The sequence below is a fragment of the Streptococcus mitis genome (genome assembly GCF_946190335.1).
GTDB classification, from domain to species: domain Bacteria; phylum Bacillota; class Bacilli; order Lactobacillales; family Streptococcaceae; genus Streptococcus; species Streptococcus mitis_CH.
On record NZ_CAMHZN010000001.1, the window covers coordinates 576,320 to 596,014 of the forward strand.

Consider the following 19,695-nt stretch of genomic DNA (forward strand, 5'->3'; position numbering starts at 1 on the left):
AAAAAGAGGCTAGTTTCCAAGCTAACCTCTCTGACTTTTATGATACTTTAATTGCCAAAAATCGGCAAAATCGCAAATAGGATAAATAGATTTATCCAAAGAGAAAAACAGCAGATCAATCCAAAAACAAAGAGACTGACTTTCTTGGACAGCAAGGCCATCAAAATAGACAGAATACCAAAAACTAGCAAGACTTTCTGTATGTTGAAGAGGTCAATCTTCCCCCCCAGAATCGGACTGCCCCAAGGAAGAAAGAAGAAAGCAATCCAGATCAGCAGAACCAAACCAATATAGACCTTGGAATAGCGTGTAATAAATGATTTTAGACGTGCCATAAGCCACCTCCTATAAACAAAACCCATATAACTCAATGTTTGCCGCCTTTAGACTTTCCTAATTCCCGTCTCAAGCGAAGCATTTTTTTGAAACAGAAATAAGTTGACCTATTCAGACCAATAGCTAGCAGAATAAAAAGAAACCAAATGCCCCAAAACTTGATATCTGTCAAATTTCTCAAGACGATATTGAAAAACAGAACTGAAATAACTGTCCAAGCAAGGCTAAAAAGAGCATAGAGGGGGATGTAAACCCAGTAAAAATAGTAAAAAATTGGGAAAAATTTACTATCTCTATTGGCCTTTTCAATCCAGTTATCAAAATAAAAGTACGGTGCTAAAAGTAAGAATTTAAACAAATATTCCATCATCGACACCTCTTTTTGATAGCGTTTTCTTCAACTTCATTCTATCAAAAAAATCTGGAAATGTCATTCCAGATTCTACTTTTTTATTTGCGTTTTCTTGCGATGAGATGGATTGGTGTTCCTTCAAAAACAAAGGCCTTGCGGATTTGATTTTCCAAGAAACGCAGGTAAGAAAAGTGCATGAGTTCTTCTTCGTTAACAAAGATAACAAAGGTTGGTGGTTTAGTTGCCACTTGAGTCGCATAGAAAATCTTGAGACGTTTTCCTTTATCTGTCGGTGTTGGGTTGATGGCAATGGCATCCATAATCACATCGTTCAAGACAGCCGATGGAATACGTGTGTTTTGACTTTCACTGATTTGCTTAATCATCTCAGGAAGTTTGTGGAGACGTTGCTTGGTCAAAGCTGATACAAAGATAATCGGTGCGTAAGGTAGATATTGGAACTGCTCACGGATATCTTCTTCCCAGTTTTTCATGGTGTGGTTATCTTTTTCAAGCGTATCCCACTTATTGACCACGATAATCATCCCTTTACCGGCTTCATGGGCAAATCCTGCGATACGCTTGTCGTATTCACGGATACCTTCTTCCGCATTGATAACCATCAAGACCACATCTGAGCGGTCAATCGCACGCATGGCACGCATGACAGAGTATTTCTCAGTATTTTCATAAACCTTACCAGATTTACGCATACCTGCCGTATCAATCATGGTAAACTCTTGGCCATCTGTATCTGTAAAGTGGGTATCAATGGCGTCACGAGTTGTTCCAGCAACTGGACTAGCAATGACACGGTCTTCTCCCAAGATAGCATTGATCAAGCTTGATTTTCCGACGTTTGGACGACCAATTAAGCTAAACTTAATCACATCTGGATTTTCTTCTTCGTATTCATTTGGAAGATTTTCTACAATCGCATCTAGCACATCCCCTGTACCGATACCATGGACAGATGAGATAGGTAGTGGTTCACCCAAACCGAGGGCATAGAAATCATAGATATCATTTCGCATCTCAGGGTTGTCCACCTTGTTAACTGCAAGGATAACTGGTTTATGGGTTTTATAAAGCTTACGGGCTACGTATTCGTCCGCATCGGTAATTCCTTCCTTACCAGACACGACAAAGACGATAACATCGGCTTCTTCCATGGCAATTTCTGCCTGGTGCTTGATCTGTTCCATGAAAGGAGCATCGACATCATCGATTCCTCCTGTATCAATCATGCTAAAAGAACGATTGAGCCACTCACCCGTCGCATAGATACGGTCACGTGTCACTCCTTCAACATCTTCTACAATGGAGATTCGCTCACCAGCGATCCGATTAAATAGGGTTGATTTCCCAACATTGGGACGTCCTACAATGGCAATAGTTGGTAGGGCCATAATTTCTCACTTTCTACAATAACTTTTTCTGTTCAAGATTTTTTCTAGTTGAGCTTGGTTCAGCTTGACCAAACTGTTCGGCTAGGCGCTGACTCCAGCTTGTAGTTGCACGCGCGCCAGCATAGTCAGCCTGTACACGGTCATAAACTTCAATCACATCAACCGTTTGCTCCTGATATTCTTCCTCAAATACCACTTGATTCAATGGCAAGCGAGGTTTGACTTCATGTTCTTCATTTGGAAGACCCAGTGCCATCCCAAAAACTGGATAAGTATAGTCAGGCAGGCTAAAGAGCTCCGCCACTTCTTCTGACTTGTAACGCACCAAGCCAATGATAACACCGTCATAGCCCAGACTTTCAGCTGCCAGCAGGGCATTTTGACCAGCAAGAGCTGCATCGACCGAACTAATCAAGAGACCTTCCACCCCTTGAGGTTGGAATGTATCCGTATGAAGTCGGGCTCCCTTTTCTGCTCGGTTCAAATCTCCGACAAAGAGAAGGAAAACAGCTGACTGGCGAATGGCTTCTTGAGGCACCAATTCATACAAGGCATCTTTCTTTTCTTGACTTCGTACCACAATCACAGAGTAGGATTGAAAATTCTTCCAAGACGACGCCATTTGGGCTGCTGTCAAGATTTCAGTCAAGTCTTCCTGAGGAAAGGCTTGCTCCTTAAATCTTCGAACAGACTTATGAGCTTTCATCAGTTTAATCGTTTCTGTCATCGACGGTTTACTCCTTCTAAACGAGTCTCCTCAGCCAAATAACGGATGCGTTCCATGACACGTCTAGCTTCCCAGGTTTCGTCATTTCCATGTTTCCCTTTAGCGAAATGCAGCTCCAATTCTTCAAAGTTGAAGTTGGAGGTGAAAAAGGTCGGTAAATTTTCCTGCATTCGATATTGGAGAATGACTTGCAATATTTCATCCCGCACCCAAGCTGTTGATTGCTCAGCACCAATATCATCTAAAATCAGGACTTCAGAAAGCTTAATCTCATCCACCAAGGTCTTGACATTGCCATCACCGATAGCATTTTTGACATCAATGACAAAGCTAGGATAGTGGAGAAGGGTTGATGAAACACCACGTTTTTCTGATAAATCATGGGCTAAGGCAGCCACCATGAAACTTTTACCCACACCAAAGTCTCCATACAAGTAAAGACCTTTTCGAATAGCTGGATATTGCTCCACGAAGGCTAATAGCTTTTCAAAAACTGGCAAGCGCCCCAAATCATCCAAGTCAACTTGAGCCAAACTAGCTTTCTTAAGACTGGCTGGCAGATTGATTAACTTGAGACGATTCTTAATAGCCGCTTCTTTTTCCGCTGCGATTAGTTCAGGAGTTTCTTCATAAGAAACATCTGCATAGCCGTGGTTCATGACCAAAATAGGCTTGTATCCTTTGGCAATATAATCCGTATCACCACGAAGAAACTTGTCTCGCTCGGTGATGTACTGATTAAACTTGGAGATACTGCGATTCAATTCCTCTGGAGTAAGGGATTCTTGCTGGATAAAGGCCGCAACATCAGGATCCTTCATGATTTTCTGGACCAAATCTTGATAGTGAAAACGGCTAGGTTGACGTTTGAGTACGTCTCCGACACTTTCCATCTAATCTCCTCCTTTTTCTAATCGAGCTAATAGTTCTTGTTTCTTACGTTCTAGTTCCAGACGAGTTTCCTCGCTGGTTTCATTTTTATAAGCTGGATTGCTCCACTTGGGTACATTGGACTTAGCAGGACTCGGTTTACTACTTTTTTGAGCCTGACTCTTTTGCCCACGTTCACGGATGCGCAAGACTGCCTCTTCTGCCGAATGAATCTTTTGATAGGCATAGTCATTGGCTACCTTCATGGCATATTTCTCATTGATGTTGGCCGAATCTACCTTATTAAAGGTCAACAAGAGAATAATATTGATGACTTCGTCCAGCAAGCCCAAGCCAGCCATCTGTTGCAAGAGTTCTCTTTCTGTTTGGGTAATGGTTCCCTTGCGTGTTTGCTTGATTTCTGCCAAGAACTGCAGGGCAGTTTTACTTTTAGCTTCTTTGATAATGGTTGCTTCCTTAGGACTAAAGTCGGAGGAAACAGGTTTTTGAGCGATTTTTTCCCGCATGCGTTTGGTTGAAATGACTTGGGAAACAGCTGTTGACTTGGCCAATTGATAGGTCTCAAACCAAGTCCACTTCTTCTCCTCCGCAATGGCAAAGAGGTTTAAGACATCGGATTGTTCATCCGCAAAACGAAGCCCATCTCGAGACATCAACTGACGAAAATGATCCAAGTCAAAATCATTGGCCACTTTCTTCCTGATACCACGGTCTTCTTGACTACCTAGTTCTGCCAAATCTGGAAAGACTTGATTGAGTGAGACAGGTATTTCTTCACCGTCAGCACTTTCAACTTTCAAATCCTCCACCGCTGCATCGCCAATCTTTTTCTCCAAAAGCCTGCGATAAACAGGATGTTCTAAGAAGTCCTGACTAGATAGAGGAGCATGGAGGGCTAGCTGATAAACCTCTCCCTTTTGATAGAGGGTCAAGAGATTAAAAGCAGATAGGATTTTCAGGGATTTTATCAGTCTATCCATCCCAAAGTTGAGATGGTTGAGAATACTTGAAAAAAGATATTCCTTTCTACCATTATCCCAAAAACTGATTGTATAAAGATAAAGGCTCAGTGCCTCCTGACCGATAATCGGGAGGTAGCACTGTACCAGAGATGAGGTATCTTGCGACACCCGATTATTCTTTAGATAAGAAAAACGGTCAATTGGCTTCATTTATCTTTCCTTTTTCTTTTTAGAGGACTGGGTGATTTGTTGGAGCAAGCTCTCTAACTCACTGACATCCTTAAAACTACGATAGACACTGGCAAAACGCACATAGGTAATCTCATCTAACTCAGCCAACTCCTCCATGACGAGTGAACCAATGTCCTCGCTTTGAATTTCATTTTCATTTCGACCACGGAGTTTCTGTTCGATACGATTGACTACCATGTTGATTTCATCACTTGACACAGGACGTTTCTGGGCTGAGCGGATAATCCCATTAAAGATTTTATCTCTGGAGAATTGTTCCCGCGTGCCATCTTTTTTAACAACCACTAAGGTTCTTTCTTCTACCCGTTCGTAGGTTGTAAAACGGTGCTGGCATTCATCGCACTCACGTCTTCTACGAATAGTGTTCCCTTCTTCTGCTTGGCGACTATCGATAACACTTGACTTGGTAGCCCCACATTTTGGACAACGCATCCTTTCCCTCCTTATCGTTTTCTTTTCATTATACCATTTTTTAAACGATTCCCAAAACAATTCTTCTTTTTGCTTGACAAGTTTTTTGTTTTGTTGTATTATTTAATTAAGACAAAAGGATAAAAGAAAGGAGACCAAGATGTCCTGGACATTTGACAACAAAAAACCCATCTATTTACAGATTATGGAGAAAATCAAGCTTCAGATTGTTTCCCATACACTGGAACCCAATCAACAACTTCCAACCGTGAGGGAGCTGGCGAGCGAGGCTGGTGTCAATCCAAACACCATCCAAAGAGCCTTGTCAGACCTCGAACGAGAAGGATTTGTCTACAGCAAGCGCACAACTGGACGATTTGTGACTGAGGATAAGGAGCTAATCGCCCAATCGCGCAAACAATTATCGGAAGAAGAATTGGAACACTTCGTTTCCTCCATGACCCATTTTGGCTATGAAAAAGAAGAACTACCAGGCGTAGTCGGCGATTATATTAAAGGAGTTTAAGCCTATGTCATTACTAGCATTTGAAAATGTATCCAAATCTTATGGAGCAACCCCAGCCCTTGAAAATGTTTCCCTTGACATCCCAGCTGGAAAAATTGTTGGTCTCCTTGGGCCAAACGGCTCAGGAAAAACAACCCTGATTAAACTAATCAACGGCCTCTTACAACCAGATCAAGGACGTGTCCTTATCAACGATATGGACCCAAGCCCAGCAACCAAGGCTATCGTAGCTTATTTGCCAGATACAACCTATCTCAATGAGCAAATGAAGGTCAAAGAAGCCCTAACCTACTTCAAGACCTTCTATAAAGATTTCAATCTGGAACGCGCCCATCATCTACTTGCAGACCTCGGCATTGATGAAAATAGTCGTCTCAAGAAATTATCAAAAGGAAACAAGGAAAAGGTACAACTGATTTTGGTTATGAGCCGTGATGCTCGTCTCTACGTTTTAGACGAACCCATTGGTGGGGTGGACCCAGCAGCCCGTGATTATATCCTCAATACCATTATCAACAACTACTCCCCAACTTCTACCGTTTTGATTTCTACCCACTTGATTTCTGATATCGAGCCAATCTTGGATGAAATTGTCTTCCTCAAAGATGGAAAAGTCGTTCGTCAAGGTAATGTAGACGATATTCGCTATGAGTCAGGTGAATCCATTGACCAACTCTTCCGTCAGGAATTTAAGGCCTAAGCAAAGGAGATTATTATGTTTTGGAATTTAGTTCGCTACGAATTTAAAAATGTTAACAAGTGGTATTTAGCCCTTTACGCTGCCGTGCTAGTTCTTTCCGTTCTCATAGGAATGCAAGTACACTACTATAATTATGTATCTTTCAAAGATAGCCAACCTGTCTTACTTTTCTTTCTGGCTCTCGTCTTTGGTGGATTGATGATTACACTTGGGATTTCAACCATTTTCTTGATTATTAAACGATTCAAAGGTAGTGTCTATGACCGACAAGGCTATCTGACCTTGACCTTGCCAGTTTCTGAACACCATATCATCACAGCCAAATTAGTTGGAGCCTTCATTTGGTCTATCCTTAGCTCCACCGTACTAGCTCTAAGCGCTTTTATTATTGTTACCATAACGGTTCCAGAATGGATATCAAATTCTGAGTTGATTCCACTTGTAGGAACATTCCTTCCTCAACTCTCTCTTATGGGGGTATCCTTCCTACTAAATACCATCTCAGGAATCCTCTGCATCTACTTGGCTATTTCCATCGGACAACTGTTCAATGAATACCGTACCGCACTAGCCATTGTAGCTTATATCGGTATCCAAATCGTCATTGGATTTGTAGAAGTCTTCTTCAATACCAGTGCGAACTTCTATGTCAATTCACTTGCAGGATTTAATGATAATTTCTATATGGGAGCGACCATAGGCATTGTTGAAGAACTCATATTCATAGCTATCTTTTATCTCGGAACCTACTACATCTTGAAAAACAAGGTTAATTTGCAATAATTTCAGAGTCTAGCGACAATAACTCGCTAGGCTTTTTTCGTCCTTAAGACTTCCATTTTTATATGACGTATTTGATAAAAAGGAGTATAATAACTTTAAAACTGATTCCATGTATATCGATAAGGAGGGTAACTCTTTATGCTGAGAAGATTTGTTACTAAAACGCACCTTGTACTTTACTTCTTTTCTATTGCCATTACTTGGCTGGAAGCAATTATCACACCAGCACTTGTTCAGAATATTGTTGCTAGTTTTACCAATCAAGAACTAGGCCTTCTTTGGAAAGTTTTGATTTTGGGAATCCTTGGAAACCTCATTCTATTACTGGGCTTAGCTGGGAAACGTTACTACTATTCCCGCTTGATTACTGATTTCAAATATGGAATCAAGAGTGCTATTTTCAAGCGATTTTTAAACAGTTATGAGATTGATGAAAAGGATATTTTGTCTGACCTCGAAAACGACGTCAAGCAACTAGAAGAAAGCTATATCGAACCAACGGTCATCATCATTTCTTCTCTTGGTTTCACCACCGTGTCTATCCTCTATGCCTTATGGACCAATTTTTACTTGGGTCTTATTTTCATTCTCTTCTACTCCTTTCCTGTACTCTGCAGCGCTATCGGATCAAAGCGTTTGGATTCACTTTCTGAAAAGCGGTCAACTGTTAACCATAGCTACTTAGCAAGCTTGACAAATTTTATTGGCGGCAGCCAACAAATTCGCCATTATCAGGGACAAAACTTCTTTTTTTCTCGCTACCAAAAGCAATTACAAACCAGTCTAGATGCCGAAATCAACTATGAAAAACAACGAACCTTAAACAGTCTCTTAATCAATAGCATTGATGCCTTCTGTTCTGTCACACCTATCGTCATCGGTGGCTTTATGACCTACTATAATTATTTAGATGCGGCTAGTTTTGTTGCCATCTATCTGGTTTCCCATAATATCGGCTATCAATTCCAAGAATTGGCCTACTTTACCAACACCCGAAAAGCAACTCGGAGTCTTCTCAACAAATACCAAAAACTTTTGGGCCAGTCTGAATCCATCTCGCCTAGAAGCATCGAAAATATTTTCCCTATCCAACTTGACACCATCTCCCTTGAAAAAGAGGGGAATATCCTCTTATATCCTATTTCCATACACATCAAACAAGGAGAAAAAATTGCCATTATCGGGGAGAGTGGCTCTGGTAAGACAACCCTCCTCAATATCATTCATGGAGAAGAGATACCGACAAGTGGACAGATTAGCTTTGCTGGTCAAAACCTATCACGTCAAGAAATTATAAGCCTTAGTTCCTATATCCTCCAAGATAGCCATTACTTTGACACGCTCTCTCTGGACGACAATATCCTTCTAGGACTGGATAAAAAGGAGGAGCGTCTAACTTACATCCTCAAAAAAACAGGATTAGAAGATTTGAAAAATCGAACGCTCAGCAATGATAGTCTATCTGGTGGCGAGAAACAACGCCTAGAAGTTGCTCGCGCCCTCTACCATGATAGCCAGCTCATCTTAGCCGATGAGATTAAGGCCAATCTTGACTTGGAAAATAGCAGAAAGATCAGTGACTTGCTCTTCTCCCTACCTCAAACAGTCATAGAAGTCATTCACCACTACACAGAAGAGGACTTAAAACACTACGACCAAGTCGTTCACTTAAGCAAAGAAAAGTAATACTCTATAAAATACGATTTAAAAAAGCAAGGAACCCGAATTCCTTGCTTTTTAACTCAATATCAAACTGGCCACAATAGGGCTGACAAAGACATAGAGAATACCGGTGACACCGATAGCCAAGCCACCCATGGCACCTGCTACAGAGCCGTATCGAAAGGCTGTTCCTGTTCCGACTGCATGGCCTGTTCCTCCAAGGGAAAGACCAACAGCTACTGGGTCGTCAATTTTCAACCACTTCAAAAGGGTTGGGCCGATGACACTGGTTAAAATCCCAGTCGCCACTACAACCACCAAGGTCACGGTCGTCAAACCTTGCAATTTTTCTGTAATCCCAACTGCCATGGCGGTTGTTACTGACTTAGGAAAGAGAGAAATGGCTAGGAAAAAGTCCATACCAAATATTTTCGCTACTATGGCAGTGAAGCTAGTATTGACAACTACTGCTAACAGACTACCAAAGAGAATACTTCGTGCATGGTGCTTCATCAAGTGAAAACTCTTATAAAGCGGAATCCCTAGAGCCACGGTCGATGGGACAATCAAGTTGTTCAGATAAACCCCACCTTGGTAGTAATCTTGGTAAGAAATACCCGTCACCTTTAGAAAGATGATAATGAAAACAGCTGACAAAAGCAAGGGTGTTGTCAATGGATGGGGAAAACGTCTGTAAATCAGCATTCCTACTAGATAAGCTAGGATTGATAGGGCAAGCCCAAACAGGGGATTGGAAACAAATTCACTCATTTGGCATCTCCTTTCTCATAATCTCCCTCAAATCGTCTCTTGATGAACTGAACTACCAAGGCTATGAGGATAATATTGATGGCTGCTGCAAAAAAGACAATCAAAACAATTGGCAAAAGATAGGGAGCAATCACATCAAACTTCTCCATGATTCCCACTGCTGGCGGCAAAAAGAGAATGGTCATATTGGCCAGCAAGAAATTCCCCACCATGTTGACATGCCTAGTTCTTAGCCACTTGAATTGTAAGGCTAGAAAGAGAATAATCAAACCGATAATACTGCCTGGGATGGGCAAATGAAAGAAACTAGAGATTCCCTCTCCGATTAGAGAAATCACAAAAAGAATCATTAATTGAACATATAATTTCATCCTAAACTCCACGAAATAGACTTCTTGCATACCAGTTTACTCTTTTTTCAGAAAATTTCAAGGAAATGCACAAAGGATAATAAAAATTATAAATGGAAAGGGGATACAAACAATTCTTGACTTGTGAAAACAGGCATGATTTAGGATAAAATATTCCAGCGTCCTTCTTGTCAGCTCTTTTGAAAAGTAGTATAATTATTGCATGCGCAATCATCTTGTGATACAGAGACTGTCCGTGAATGGACTTTCTTCTATATTATGATTCTAAAAAGAAAGGAGATACTATGACCTATTTGGAAAAATGGTTTGACTTCAATCGTCGTCAAAAAGAAATTGAAAGTCTCTTGGAAGAGACAATTGCACAGCAAAGCGAGCAAAGTCTGACCTTGAAAGAGTTCTACCTACTCTACTATCTGGACTTGGCTCAAGAAAAATCTCTACGCCAAATTGACCTGCCAGATAAACTTCATCTGAGCCCGAGCGCTGTTTCTCGGATGGTGGCTCGCTTGGAAGCCAAAAATTGCGGTCTGCTTAGTCGCAGGTGTTGTGATCAAGATCGACGTTCTAGCTTTATCTGCCTGACAGGTGATGGGCAAAAGACACTGGCCACACTACAAAAGGCTGTCGAAGAAAGCTTGGAAACTGGTTTGGATTTCTTGATTTAAGATGATTTTAGAAAAAAAGTTGCGTGCGCAATCATTTTTCTTGACATTCTCTTTTACAAGGAGTAAAATAAAGTCATCATTAAACAAAGGAGTTTTTAAAATGATTGAAATTACCTATCTAGATGCCAGCAAGAACGAAAGAACTGTGACTTTCGAGTCTTATGAAGATTTTGATCGTTCACAACAAGCTTGCCTTATCGGCGTCGCAGACTACTACCCAGTCCAAAAATTAACTTACAAGGGTCATGATTTGGACTACCATGGGACTTATGGAGATATCTTCTTCTATCTCAAGAAACAAGATTTAAGCCAATATAACTAAAAAAGGAGAAATACAATGGCAAAAGCAATTACAGATGCAACATTCGAACAAGAAACAAAAGACGGTTTGGTCTTGGTAGACTTCTGGGCAACTTGGTGTGGTCCATGTCGTATGCAAGGTCCAATCTTGGACAAATTGTCTGAAGAACTTTCAGAAGATGTTTTAAAAATCGTTAAAATGGACGTTGATGAAAATCCAAACACAGCTCGTGCTTTTGGAATCATGTCTATCCCAACCCTTCTCTTCAAAAAAGACGGCCAAGTGGTGAAACAAGTTGCTGGTGTTCACACAGCAGAACAAATCAAGGCCATCGTTGCTGAATTGAGCTAATCAAACGAGAGACCAAGTACTTGCTTTGGTCTCTTTTTTCTTGCCCTTTGCCATTTTTCAAAAAATATGCTAGACTGTATGTAGAATATTACGATGTTTGGGACATGCCATCGCTAAAAAAAACCTTGACTTGGTATTTTTTAGCTCCCTCAAGGGAGCTTTTTGCGTGCTCTGAACATTTCCCATTTTGGAAGGAGTACTATGAAACGTCAATCAGCCTTGGTCGTCTTTAGTGGCGGTCAAGATTCTACAACCTGCCTCTTTTGGGCTAAAGAACACTATGAAACGGTCGAAGCCGTTACCTTTGCCTACGGCCAACGCCATCATCTCGAAATTCAAGTTGCTAGAGAAATCGCTAAGGAACAGGGGATTCGTCATCACATCCTAGATATGTCTCTGCTGGGGCAAATCACTGAAAATGCCCTGACCTCTGATCTGGAAATTGAGCAAAAAGAGGGAGAGGTTCCCAATACCTTCGTTGATGGTCGTAACCACCTCTTTCTGTCCTTTGCGGCAGTCCTTGCTAAGCAACGAGGCATTAAAGATATCGTGACAGGTGTCTGCGAGACAGACTTCTCAGGCTACCCCGATTGTCGAGATGTCTTTGTCAAATCCCTTAATGTTACCCTCAACCTTGCCATGGATTACGACTTTGTTATCCAAACACCTCTCATGTGGCTAGACAAGGCTGAAACTTGGGAATTAGCCGACCAACTCGGTGCCTTTGACTATGTTCGTGAAAAGACCTTGACCTGCTACAATGGGATTATCGGAAGTGGCTGTGGAGATTGCCCAGCCTGCCACCTACGTCAACATGGTTTAGATGTTTATCTCTCACAGAAAGGAGAGGACTAATGTTTTTTGCACCCAAAGAAATCAAACAGGAAACCGGGGAGTCTCTTGTCTACAATCCACACAGAACCTTGGTATCAAAAGAGTTTACCTTCGATGCTGCCCACCACCTCTTTCACTATGAGGGAAAATGCAAATCCCTTCATGGTCACACCTATCATCTGCAGATTGCTGTCAGTGGATTTTTAGATGAACGTGGCATGACCTACGATTTCGGAGACATCAAAGCAATCTACAAGAACTACTTAGAACCCCACTTGGATCATCGCTATCTCAATGAAACTCTTCCCTATATGAACACGACTGCTGAAAATATGGTTTACTGGATTTTCCAAACCATGAACCAAGAGTTGCCTGACGAACGTGGTCTCCGTTTGGAATATGTTCGCCTCTATGAAACTCCGACTGCCTTTGCAGAGTTTAGACGGGAGTGGTTAGATGACTAGGGAACGTGTCCTCAAACTACCAGTTCTAGAAATTTTTGGCCCAACCTTTCAAGGCGAAGGTCGTGCAATCGGGCAGAAAACCATGTTTGTCCGCACTGCTGGTTGCGACTACCACTGCGACTGGTGCGATTCTGCCTTTACTTGGGATGGTTCTGAAAAACCAACTCGCATGACAGCTGACGAGGTCATTGCTGAGTTGGATAAATTAGGGAGCTACGACTATGTAACCCTATCTGGGGGAAATCCTGCTATCCTAGCAGCCAACATGGCTGAGCTAGTCACCAAACTCAAGGAACGTGGTGTCACTCTGGCTGTTGAAACTCAAGGCTCTCGCTGGCAAAATTGGTTGAAAGACATCGACCAGGTCACTCTGAGTCCCAAACCTCCTTCATCCAAGATGGAAGTCAACTTTGAGACCCTGGACTTTATCGTTTCCCAATTGGATCCAGACAAGGTCACCTTTAAAATCCCTGTCTTTGATGATGCAGATTTAGCCTTTGCTAAAGGAATACAAGAACGCTACCAACCAGATGTCCTTTTCTTATCTGCTGGAAATCCTGAACCCAAGGCTACAGGAAATATTGTCCAAGATCAACTGGACCGTCTCAAAGAACTCTGGGAACGCATCGCTGCTGACGATAGTTGGGGCAATGTCCGCGTCCTTCCTCAACTCCATACCCTCCTCTACGACAACCAACGTGGTGTTTAAAATTAGAAAGAAAAAATCATGTCACAACAAGAAGAAATGAAAAACCTAAGCCTACTGGGCAACAAAGAAACCAACTACATTTTCGAGTATCATCCAGAAGTCCTCGAATCCTTTGACAATCGTCATGTGGAAAATGACTATTTCATCAAATTTAACTGTCCTGAATTTACCTCACTTTGCCCAATCACTGCTCAGCCAGACTTTGCAACTATCTATATTTCCTACATCCCTGATAAGCTCTGTGTTGAGTCAAAATCCCTCAAACTCTACCTCTTTAGCTACCGAAACCACGGAGATTTCCACGAAAACTGTATCAACACCATCGGGAAAGACTTGGTCAACTTGCTAGACCCTCGCTATTTAGAGGTCTGGGGAAAATTCACTCCGCGCGGTGGCATTTCAATCGACCCCTACTACAACTACGGTAAGCCAGGAACTAAGTATGAAGGCTTGGCAGAACAACGCCTCTTCCAACACGACCTTTATCCAGAGAAAATTGACAACCGTTAAACTCAAACTCAATGAAATTCAAAGAGCAAACTAGGAAGCTAGCCACAGGTTGCTCAAAGCACTGCTTTGAGGTTGTAGATAAGACTGACAAAGTCAGCTCAAAACACTGTTTTGAGGTTGCAGATAGAACTGACGAAGTCAAATCAAAATACTGTTTTGAGGTTGCAGATGGAAGCTGACGTGGTTTGAAGAAATTTTCGAAGAGTATAATACGAAAAAGCCCTGTTCCTCGAGATGAGGAGCAAGGCTTTTTGAGTTTCAATTATTCTTCTGTTCCTAGGAATTTTTTCGCAACGAGGGCTGCAAGAACCCCACCAGCGATTGGTGCAAGGATGAAAATCCAAACTTGTTGAAGGGCTGCGCCACCTACCAAGACAGCCGGTGCCAAACTACGAGCTGGGTTTACTGAAAGCCCAGTGATATTCAATCCAACAAGAATCATCGCCATCAATGACAAACCGATTACCAAACCAGCAATCGCGCTATTGCCCTTGCTTGCTGATGTCACAGTCATGATAACCAAGACAAACAAGAAAGTTGCGATTGTTTCAAACAAGAATCCACCAAAGACAGTGACTCCGTTTGCCAAGGCATTTTCACCAAGACTAGCAGTTGACATCCCTGAGTTAGCCAAGAGGAAGAAGACAGCGCCAGAAGCAATAAAAGCTCCAACAACCTGACCTAGGATGTAGTTGAGAAGGTCTTTTGATGACAAACGTTTGTTCACAAACATAGCAATCGAAACAGCTGGGTTCAAGTGAGCACCTGAAACAGTTCCGATTGAGTAGGCTGCAACTACGATTGCCAGACCAAAGGCAAAGGCGATTCCAAGGTGACCAAGGCCATCAAGACCATTTCCAAAAACAACAGCTCCTGTCCCAACGAACACAAGCATGAAAGTACCGATTAACTCAGCGACAAATTTTTTCATTTTCTTTCTCCTTTTTTCAAAAACTAGATACTAGTCTATCAAAAGAGGGAAAGGGTTTCAAGAAAATTGTTTGGAAATTTTCAGGATAAAATTCTATAAAAACGGTAGTGTTTATTTGAAACATTTTTTCTAAAGGTATATAATATCAATATAGTTCTAATAAGTTATTTATTCCCTAATTTGAACTAATTTTTACAACTTTGCTGTTCTTTTATGAACGTTTGAATGGTATCGTGGATACCAAGGAGGAATCATATGTCTAAAGTTGCCATTGTCACAGGTGCAGGTCAAGGAATCGGTTTTGCAATCGCAAAACGATTGGTTCAAGATGGCTTTAAGGTAGGAGTCTTAGACTACAATCCCGAAACAGCTGAAAAAGCTGTTGCCGAATTATCATCTGAAAATGCCTTTGCTGTCGTGGCCGATGTTTCGAAACAGGCCGAAGTTGCACAAGCATTTCAAAAAGTTGTTGACCATTTTGGTGATTTGAATGTTGTCGTAAATAACGCTGGTGTTGCTCCAACTACTCCTCTTGATACAATTACTGAGGAACAATTTACACGCACTTTCGGTATCAACGTTGGTGGTGTCATTTGGGGTTCACAAGCTGCACAAGCGCAATTTAAAGCACTTGGCCACGGAGGTAAAATTATCAACGCAACCTCTCAAGCCGGTGTAGTCGGTAACCCAAATCTAACTGTTTACGGTGGAACCAAATTTGCTGTTCGTGGAATTACGCAAACATTAGCACGTGATTTAGCAGACTCAGGAATCACTGTTAACGCCTACGCACCAGGTATTGTGAAAACACCAATGATGTACGACATCGCTCATGAAGTTGGTAAAAATGCAGGAAAAGATGACGAGTGGGGTATGCAGACATTTGCAAAAGATATTACTCTAAAACGTCTATCTGAACCAGAAGATGTGGCTGCAGCCGTCAGCTTCCTTGCAGGACCAGATTCAAACTACATTACAGGACAAACCATTATCGTTGATGGTGGTATGCAATTCCATTAAGATACACAAAAAGAGGTTGGAAAATGATTCAACCTCTTTTATTAGTTCTCATTATTAGTTAGGAGGATACAATAGAAACTCTTTCAATAAATAATATTAGCTTATCCTTAGTATTGAAAAGACTGGATGGCTTCTTTCAAGTCATCTTGTAAACTATTTCTCTGGTCAAGTTGGACATAGACTTCCAACAGACAGGATCTGAAGTTGGAAAATTTATAAAAATCTTCCCTTTCTTCTATCGGAAAGTCAACAGCTTTTATCCAAGAAGCTACTTGCTCTTGCTCCAACTTCCCTTGTAAAATAGGTTCATAAAGTACTCTGGCTAAACGCCAATCCTCATCATCTGTAAAACGAATGGAAATTCTTTTAAATAGTTGGCCAAGTATCTCAAATACTTCATGAATTCTGTTTTTAGGAAAGTCTGGATGACAAACCACCTCTGTCAGTAAATCGGCTCCATGTGCAAAAGCATGAACCCAACCATACTGACTTGAAAAACCTGTTGTATCCTTTTCTTTTGAAAGATAGTACAACCCTTGATTTAAAAGGACATTACGAATTTCTGCTTTTAATCCCTGATAAAAAATCGATTGCTGGTTGGCATCTGCAGACAAGAGATTTGCATAAATAAGCGCCCTAAAAGAACGTTCAAGGGTTGACAGGCCTACCTTATCAATCTCTTTATCTAACCCTCCATCAGATGAAATCCCTTCAGCAATGAAATGAAATTGTTCCTGTGTAAATAGCTCTTCCTGAATCCCTCTAGCAAAGCTTGTAAAAACAAGGTCATCGCGAATTTCTGGAGAAGAATCTCCCAAATGATCAAGCAACCATTGGATTTCCTCCTGATGATAACTTGGTTTTTCTTCTGCTATTTTTCTAAGTAACTCTTGATACATGGTCAATACCTCTACATTTCTAGCAACTTGATATAATCTAGACCCCATTTCTCGACAGCATCTAAAACAACTCTGAATTCCTGCCCCATTTCGGTTAAGCTGTACTCAACTCGTGGTGGAACTTCGGCATAGACCTTTCGTTGAACAATCTTATCCTTTTCTAATTGACGGAGATGACGAGTCAAAATAGTTTGAGTAATCCCAGGCAATAATCTCTGCAATTCTTTAAATCGTTTGGTACCCGTACTCACCTGATAAATGATTACCAGTGCCCATTTCCCCGTTAAAACCCTCTGCGTTGTCGCAAATGGACAAATACCATACTCACTCACTTTATTTGTCATAAAATATCTTCTTTCTATTTTTTAAAAAAAATTTATCTTTTAGTATCAATAATAGTACTACTTTTGATACTAGCTATCAAAAAAGTCTCTACTTGTTTTTTTGTTTGTAACTGTTACAATTATATCATAAAAAAGAAATGGAGAATAGATATGTCAACAAACTTAGAAATTTTCAACGCTTATAACCAAGCTTTAATTGCTGGTGACTTTCCTGGTGTCTTTGAAACGATGGCAGACGATATTGTCTGGCATCAACCTGGTACTCATAGTATATCTGGTACAGTTGTTGGTAAGGACAAGCTAGGAACTCACCTAGCTACATTTGCTGAGAAAACTAATGGAACCTTTAAGGTGGTAACAAATTGGGTTTCTGACAATGAGGATTTAATCGCAGCCAATGTTACTTTTCTTGGAACACGTGCTGATGGTACTGAACTCAATATGAACGGGATTGACCTCTTCCGCATTGAAGACGGAAAAATCAAAGAAGTTTGGCTCTTCTCTTCAGATCAAGCTGAAGAAGATAGCTTTTGGGGATAATTTAAGAGGCCAGGACAAAAAATTTTGATTTTAGGAATTCTTTATTATAAATTTTTAAAATCGATAGATTAGAAAAAAAGCGAACAAGACAGAATTCTGAGTTTCAGATAACTCGTTTTGTTCGCTTTTTATATTTAAGGTTAGACTTTTGTTCCAGACTCTTTTAATTTACTCTCCCAACTGGGCACTGTAGGCGATGATCTGATCAACTGTGTCAGACAAGAATTGGATGGTATCACGGAGTGGTTTATCTGTTGAAATATCAGCACCGATAATCATAGCTGACTCAAGTGGTGTCTTGCTACCACCTGATTTGAGGAGATTGAGCCAATCTTCAGCTCCAGTTTCTGAATGTTTCAGATGAAGGTAACCTGCAGTCGAAATCACAAGTCCAGCTGAGTAGGTGTAACTATACAAGCCCATATAATAGTGAGCTTGGCTCATCCAAGTCAAAGCTGCATCGTCGTCGATTTCAATGGCATCGCCCCAAAAATCTGTCAAAACTTCCTTCATAATGCTGTTGAGCTTGCTTGCTCCAAAGGTCTCCCCTTCTTCAATCAGTGTATAAACCTTGCGCTGGAAGGCTGCTTCTAATAGGTGAGTGATAAAATTATGGAAATATGTATCTGTCAAACGGTGAGCCAAAGCGAAGCGTTTTTGACGTGGGTCGTCAGATTGGTGCTCCAAGTAGTCACTGAGGAGTAATTCATTGAAGGTTGACGGTGCTTCAACATAGTAGGTCGACATGTGGGCATTAAAGTAGCTTTGGTGATTGTCTGAAAAGATGAATTGACCAGAATGCCCGATTTCATGAATCAAGGTATAGACATCGCTCAAACGGCCTGTCCAGCTCATGAGAACATAAGGATGCACGCGATATGGATCCGCCGCATAACCGCCGGAATCCTTGCCACTGTTAGCAGCAAAGTCCACCCAGCGCTCTTCTTGATAGCGAGCAACTTCCTGACAATATTCTTGCCCCAAAGGTTCTACCGATTTCATGACCAAGTCATAGGCATCGTCAATAGTCACTGCAGGATTGAGGGCGCTATCCAAGTCCAATTTCCAATCTGCAAAGGTCATCTTTTCAAGACCATTTACCTTGGCAACATGCTTGAGGTATCTCTGAGCAACTGGCGCAAAATCCTTCATGATAAGGTCAATCTGACGATCAAACATGGCACGGTCCACTTCTTGCTCAGCTAAAAGATAGTCAAAGACGGAGTCATATCCCTTCATATCTGCCAATAGTTTTTCAGACTTGACTTGGGCTAGATAGGCCGCTGCAGCCGTATTTTGGTGCTTACGAAGACCTTCTGAGAAGGAACGGAAGGATTTCTCACGAACCTCAGCATCCTCATGATTTTGGTAGAAATTTTCATAGGTCACAAAGCTGTTTTTGTAGGTTTTACCATGAGCTTCAAAGTCAGCCATTTCAAAGTCCCCAGCACGCATCTTAGTATAAATATCCTGCGGACTGTAGAAAACTTCACCGAGATTGGTCAATGCCTTCTCCACATCAGCCCCTAGGTAATGAGCTTTTTTGATTTTTGCCTGACGAATAGCTGCCGTCAAATGAGGCAATTTACCCAAACGGTCCAAGACTTCCTTATCAGATGCCACCAAGGCATCGTCAAAGAAGGTCAGAGCTACGCTGGCGTCTGTTTCAAATTCCATCCCAGCTTGGGCAATGTTGGCAAATTCGTCATTGCTATAATCTGTCGTCTGAGGCATAAAACCATAGTTTCCAATATGGCTCATCTGAATGTAGATTTGCTCCAATTCCGCAAAGGCCTTTTCAAAATCCTCAAAAGTATAAAGATTGCCCTTATAGTCACGGCTAAACTGGTTGATGTCTTCGCGAGCTTTCTCGATTGCACGCAAGAAATCCTCACGGTCTTGGTATAGGGCTGTTAAATCCCAAAGTTCCTTCTCTGGAAATTCTGAACGGTGTTTTTGTTCCATTTTCTTCCT

General features: G+C 41.4%; 26 protein-coding genes. 13 read left to right on the forward strand and 13 right to left on the reverse strand.

Annotated features, from left to right (window positions below; translation table 11 throughout):
- Positions 1-47 precede the first annotated feature (47 nt).
- From N8O43_RS02940 to nrdR, 7 genes are all read right to left on the reverse strand, one after another.
- On the reverse strand, positions 48-335 hold the full coding sequence (locus N8O43_RS02940; RefSeq protein ID WP_261089382.1) for a hypothetical protein: 288 nt from the start codon (positions 333-335) through the stop codon (positions 48-50).
- Positions 336-367: 32 nt separating this feature from the next.
- On the reverse strand, positions 368-703 hold the full coding sequence (locus N8O43_RS02945; RefSeq protein ID WP_261089465.1) for a hypothetical protein: 336 nt from the start codon (positions 701-703) through the stop codon (positions 368-370).
- Positions 704-786: 83 nt separating this feature from the next.
- The gene (der, locus tag N8O43_RS02950; protein WP_001207696.1) at positions 787-2,097 is read right to left on the reverse strand and encodes a ribosome biogenesis GTPase Der; all 1,311 of its coding nucleotides are present in this window, start codon (positions 2,095-2,097) and stop codon (positions 787-789) included.
- A gap of 13 nt (positions 2,098-2,110) precedes the next feature.
- On the reverse strand, positions 2,111-2,824 hold the full coding sequence (locus tag N8O43_RS02955; RefSeq protein WP_261089384.1) for an NADPH-dependent oxidoreductase: 714 nt from the start codon (positions 2,822-2,824) through the stop codon (positions 2,111-2,113).
- Positions 2,821-3,717: a primosomal protein DnaI gene (dnaI, locus tag N8O43_RS02960; RefSeq protein ID WP_033683212.1), complete on the reverse strand. Its 897-nt coding sequence runs from the start codon at positions 3,715-3,717 to the stop codon at positions 2,821-2,823. The genes N8O43_RS02955 and dnaI overlap by 4 nt, the downstream gene beginning before the upstream one ends.
- On the reverse strand, positions 3,718-4,887 hold the full coding sequence (locus tag N8O43_RS02965) for a DnaD domain protein (protein ID WP_261089385.1): 1,170 nt from the start codon (positions 4,885-4,887) through the stop codon (positions 3,718-3,720).
- Positions 4,888-5,361: a transcriptional regulator NrdR gene (nrdR, locus tag N8O43_RS02970; protein ID WP_001203672.1), complete on the reverse strand. Its 474-nt coding sequence runs from the start codon at positions 5,359-5,361 to the stop codon at positions 4,888-4,890. It lies immediately after the preceding gene.
- Between the two features lie 139 nt (positions 5,362-5,500).
- Here nrdR and N8O43_RS02975 point away from each other — a divergent pair, with 139 nt between their 5' ends.
- The 4 genes from N8O43_RS02975 (at position 5,501) to gggC (ending at position 9,035) form a co-directional block, all read left to right on the forward strand.
- Complete coding sequence (locus N8O43_RS02975; protein WP_000119149.1) at positions 5,501-5,866, forward strand: GntR family transcriptional regulator; 366 nt, start codon at positions 5,501-5,503, stop codon at positions 5,864-5,866.
- 4 nt (positions 5,867-5,870) lie between these two features.
- Positions 5,871-6,566, forward strand: coding sequence for an ABC transporter ATP-binding protein (locus N8O43_RS02980; RefSeq protein ID WP_004256110.1), 696 nt, complete (start codon positions 5,871-5,873; stop codon positions 6,564-6,566).
- A gap of 15 nt (positions 6,567-6,581) precedes the next feature.
- Positions 6,582-7,349 (forward strand): hypothetical protein, encoded by a 768-nt coding sequence (locus tag N8O43_RS02985; protein WP_261089386.1) that lies wholly within the window; start codon positions 6,582-6,584, stop codon positions 7,347-7,349.
- 138 nt (positions 7,350-7,487) lie between these two features.
- Positions 7,488-9,035, forward strand: a complete 1,548-nt coding sequence (gene gggC, locus N8O43_RS02990) for a streptosactin export ABC transporter GggC (protein ID WP_261089387.1) — start codon at positions 7,488-7,490, stop codon at positions 9,033-9,035.
- Between the two features lie 51 nt (positions 9,036-9,086).
- Here gggC and N8O43_RS02995 read toward each other — a convergent pair whose 3' ends face one another.
- Complete coding sequence (locus N8O43_RS02995) at positions 9,087-9,782, reverse strand: LrgB family protein (protein WP_050073395.1); 696 nt, start codon at positions 9,780-9,782, stop codon at positions 9,087-9,089.
- Positions 9,779-10,153, reverse strand: a complete 375-nt coding sequence (locus N8O43_RS03000; RefSeq protein ID WP_261089388.1) for a CidA/LrgA family protein — start codon at positions 10,151-10,153, stop codon at positions 9,779-9,781. The genes N8O43_RS02995 and N8O43_RS03000 overlap by 4 nt, the downstream gene beginning before the upstream one ends.
- A gap of 284 nt (positions 10,154-10,437) precedes the next feature.
- Here N8O43_RS03000 and N8O43_RS03005 point away from each other — a divergent pair, with 284 nt between their 5' ends.
- The 7 genes from N8O43_RS03005 (at position 10,438) to queF (ending at position 13,987) form a co-directional block, all read left to right on the forward strand.
- Positions 10,438-10,818 (forward strand): MarR family winged helix-turn-helix transcriptional regulator, encoded by a 381-nt coding sequence (locus tag N8O43_RS03005; protein WP_033676510.1) that lies wholly within the window; start codon positions 10,438-10,440, stop codon positions 10,816-10,818.
- 100 nt (positions 10,819-10,918) lie between these two features.
- Positions 10,919-11,140 carry a DUF4649 family protein gene (locus tag N8O43_RS03010; protein WP_000570253.1) on the forward strand — a complete coding sequence of 74 codons (222 nt, stop codon included), beginning with the start codon at positions 10,919-10,921 and terminating at the stop codon, positions 11,138-11,140.
- Positions 11,141-11,155: 15 nt separating this feature from the next.
- On the forward strand, positions 11,156-11,470 hold the full coding sequence (gene trxA, locus N8O43_RS03015; protein WP_001029581.1) for a thioredoxin: 315 nt from the start codon (positions 11,156-11,158) through the stop codon (positions 11,468-11,470).
- Positions 11,471-11,671: 201 nt separating this feature from the next.
- On the forward strand, positions 11,672-12,325 hold the full coding sequence (gene queC, locus N8O43_RS03020) for a 7-cyano-7-deazaguanine synthase QueC (RefSeq protein WP_023933747.1): 654 nt from the start codon (positions 11,672-11,674) through the stop codon (positions 12,323-12,325).
- Complete coding sequence (queD, locus tag N8O43_RS03025; RefSeq protein WP_000464573.1) at positions 12,325-12,768, forward strand: 6-carboxytetrahydropterin synthase QueD; 444 nt, start codon at positions 12,325-12,327, stop codon at positions 12,766-12,768. The genes queC and queD overlap by 1 nt, the downstream gene beginning before the upstream one ends.
- Positions 12,761-13,477 carry a 7-carboxy-7-deazaguanine synthase QueE gene (gene queE / locus N8O43_RS03030; protein ID WP_198459328.1) on the forward strand — a complete coding sequence of 239 codons (717 nt, stop codon included), beginning with the start codon at positions 12,761-12,763 and terminating at the stop codon, positions 13,475-13,477. The genes queD and queE overlap by 8 nt, the downstream gene beginning before the upstream one ends.
- An 18-nt stretch (positions 13,478-13,495) precedes the next feature.
- On the forward strand, positions 13,496-13,987 hold the full coding sequence (gene queF / locus N8O43_RS03035; RefSeq protein WP_061759258.1) for a preQ(1) synthase: 492 nt from the start codon (positions 13,496-13,498) through the stop codon (positions 13,985-13,987).
- A gap of 262 nt (positions 13,988-14,249) precedes the next feature.
- Here queF and N8O43_RS03040 read toward each other — a convergent pair whose 3' ends face one another.
- Positions 14,250-14,918, reverse strand: coding sequence for an MIP/aquaporin family protein (locus tag N8O43_RS03040; protein ID WP_261089390.1), 669 nt, complete (start codon positions 14,916-14,918; stop codon positions 14,250-14,252).
- A gap of 255 nt (positions 14,919-15,173) precedes the next feature.
- On the opposite strand from N8O43_RS03040, the gene N8O43_RS03045 reads away from it, so the two are divergent.
- Positions 15,174-15,938, forward strand: a complete 765-nt coding sequence (locus N8O43_RS03045; RefSeq protein ID WP_084924137.1) for a (S)-acetoin forming diacetyl reductase — start codon at positions 15,174-15,176, stop codon at positions 15,936-15,938.
- 107 nt (positions 15,939-16,045) lie between these two features.
- On the opposite strand, the gene N8O43_RS03050 is transcribed toward N8O43_RS03045, so the two are convergent.
- Both N8O43_RS03050 and N8O43_RS03055 read right to left on the reverse strand, forming a co-directional pair.
- On the reverse strand, positions 16,046-16,837 hold the full coding sequence (locus tag N8O43_RS03050; protein WP_023946104.1) for a DUF2785 domain-containing protein: 792 nt from the start codon (positions 16,835-16,837) through the stop codon (positions 16,046-16,048).
- An 11-nt stretch (positions 16,838-16,848) separates the two neighbouring features.
- Positions 16,849-17,181, reverse strand: a complete 333-nt coding sequence (locus tag N8O43_RS03055) for a winged helix-turn-helix transcriptional regulator (protein ID WP_261089392.1) — start codon at positions 17,179-17,181, stop codon at positions 16,849-16,851.
- Positions 17,182-17,331: 150 nt separating this feature from the next.
- Here N8O43_RS03055 and N8O43_RS03060 point away from each other — a divergent pair, with 150 nt between their 5' ends.
- On the forward strand, positions 17,332-17,721 hold the full coding sequence (locus tag N8O43_RS03060; RefSeq protein WP_084928239.1) for a nuclear transport factor 2 family protein: 390 nt from the start codon (positions 17,332-17,334) through the stop codon (positions 17,719-17,721).
- Positions 17,722-17,889: 168 nt separating this feature from the next.
- Here the strand turns inward: N8O43_RS03060 and pepF are convergent, their stop codons facing one another.
- Positions 17,890-19,686, reverse strand: a complete 1,797-nt coding sequence (pepF, locus tag N8O43_RS03065) for an oligoendopeptidase F (RefSeq protein ID WP_261089393.1) — start codon at positions 19,684-19,686, stop codon at positions 17,890-17,892.
- Positions 19,687-19,695 lie beyond the last annotated feature (9 nt).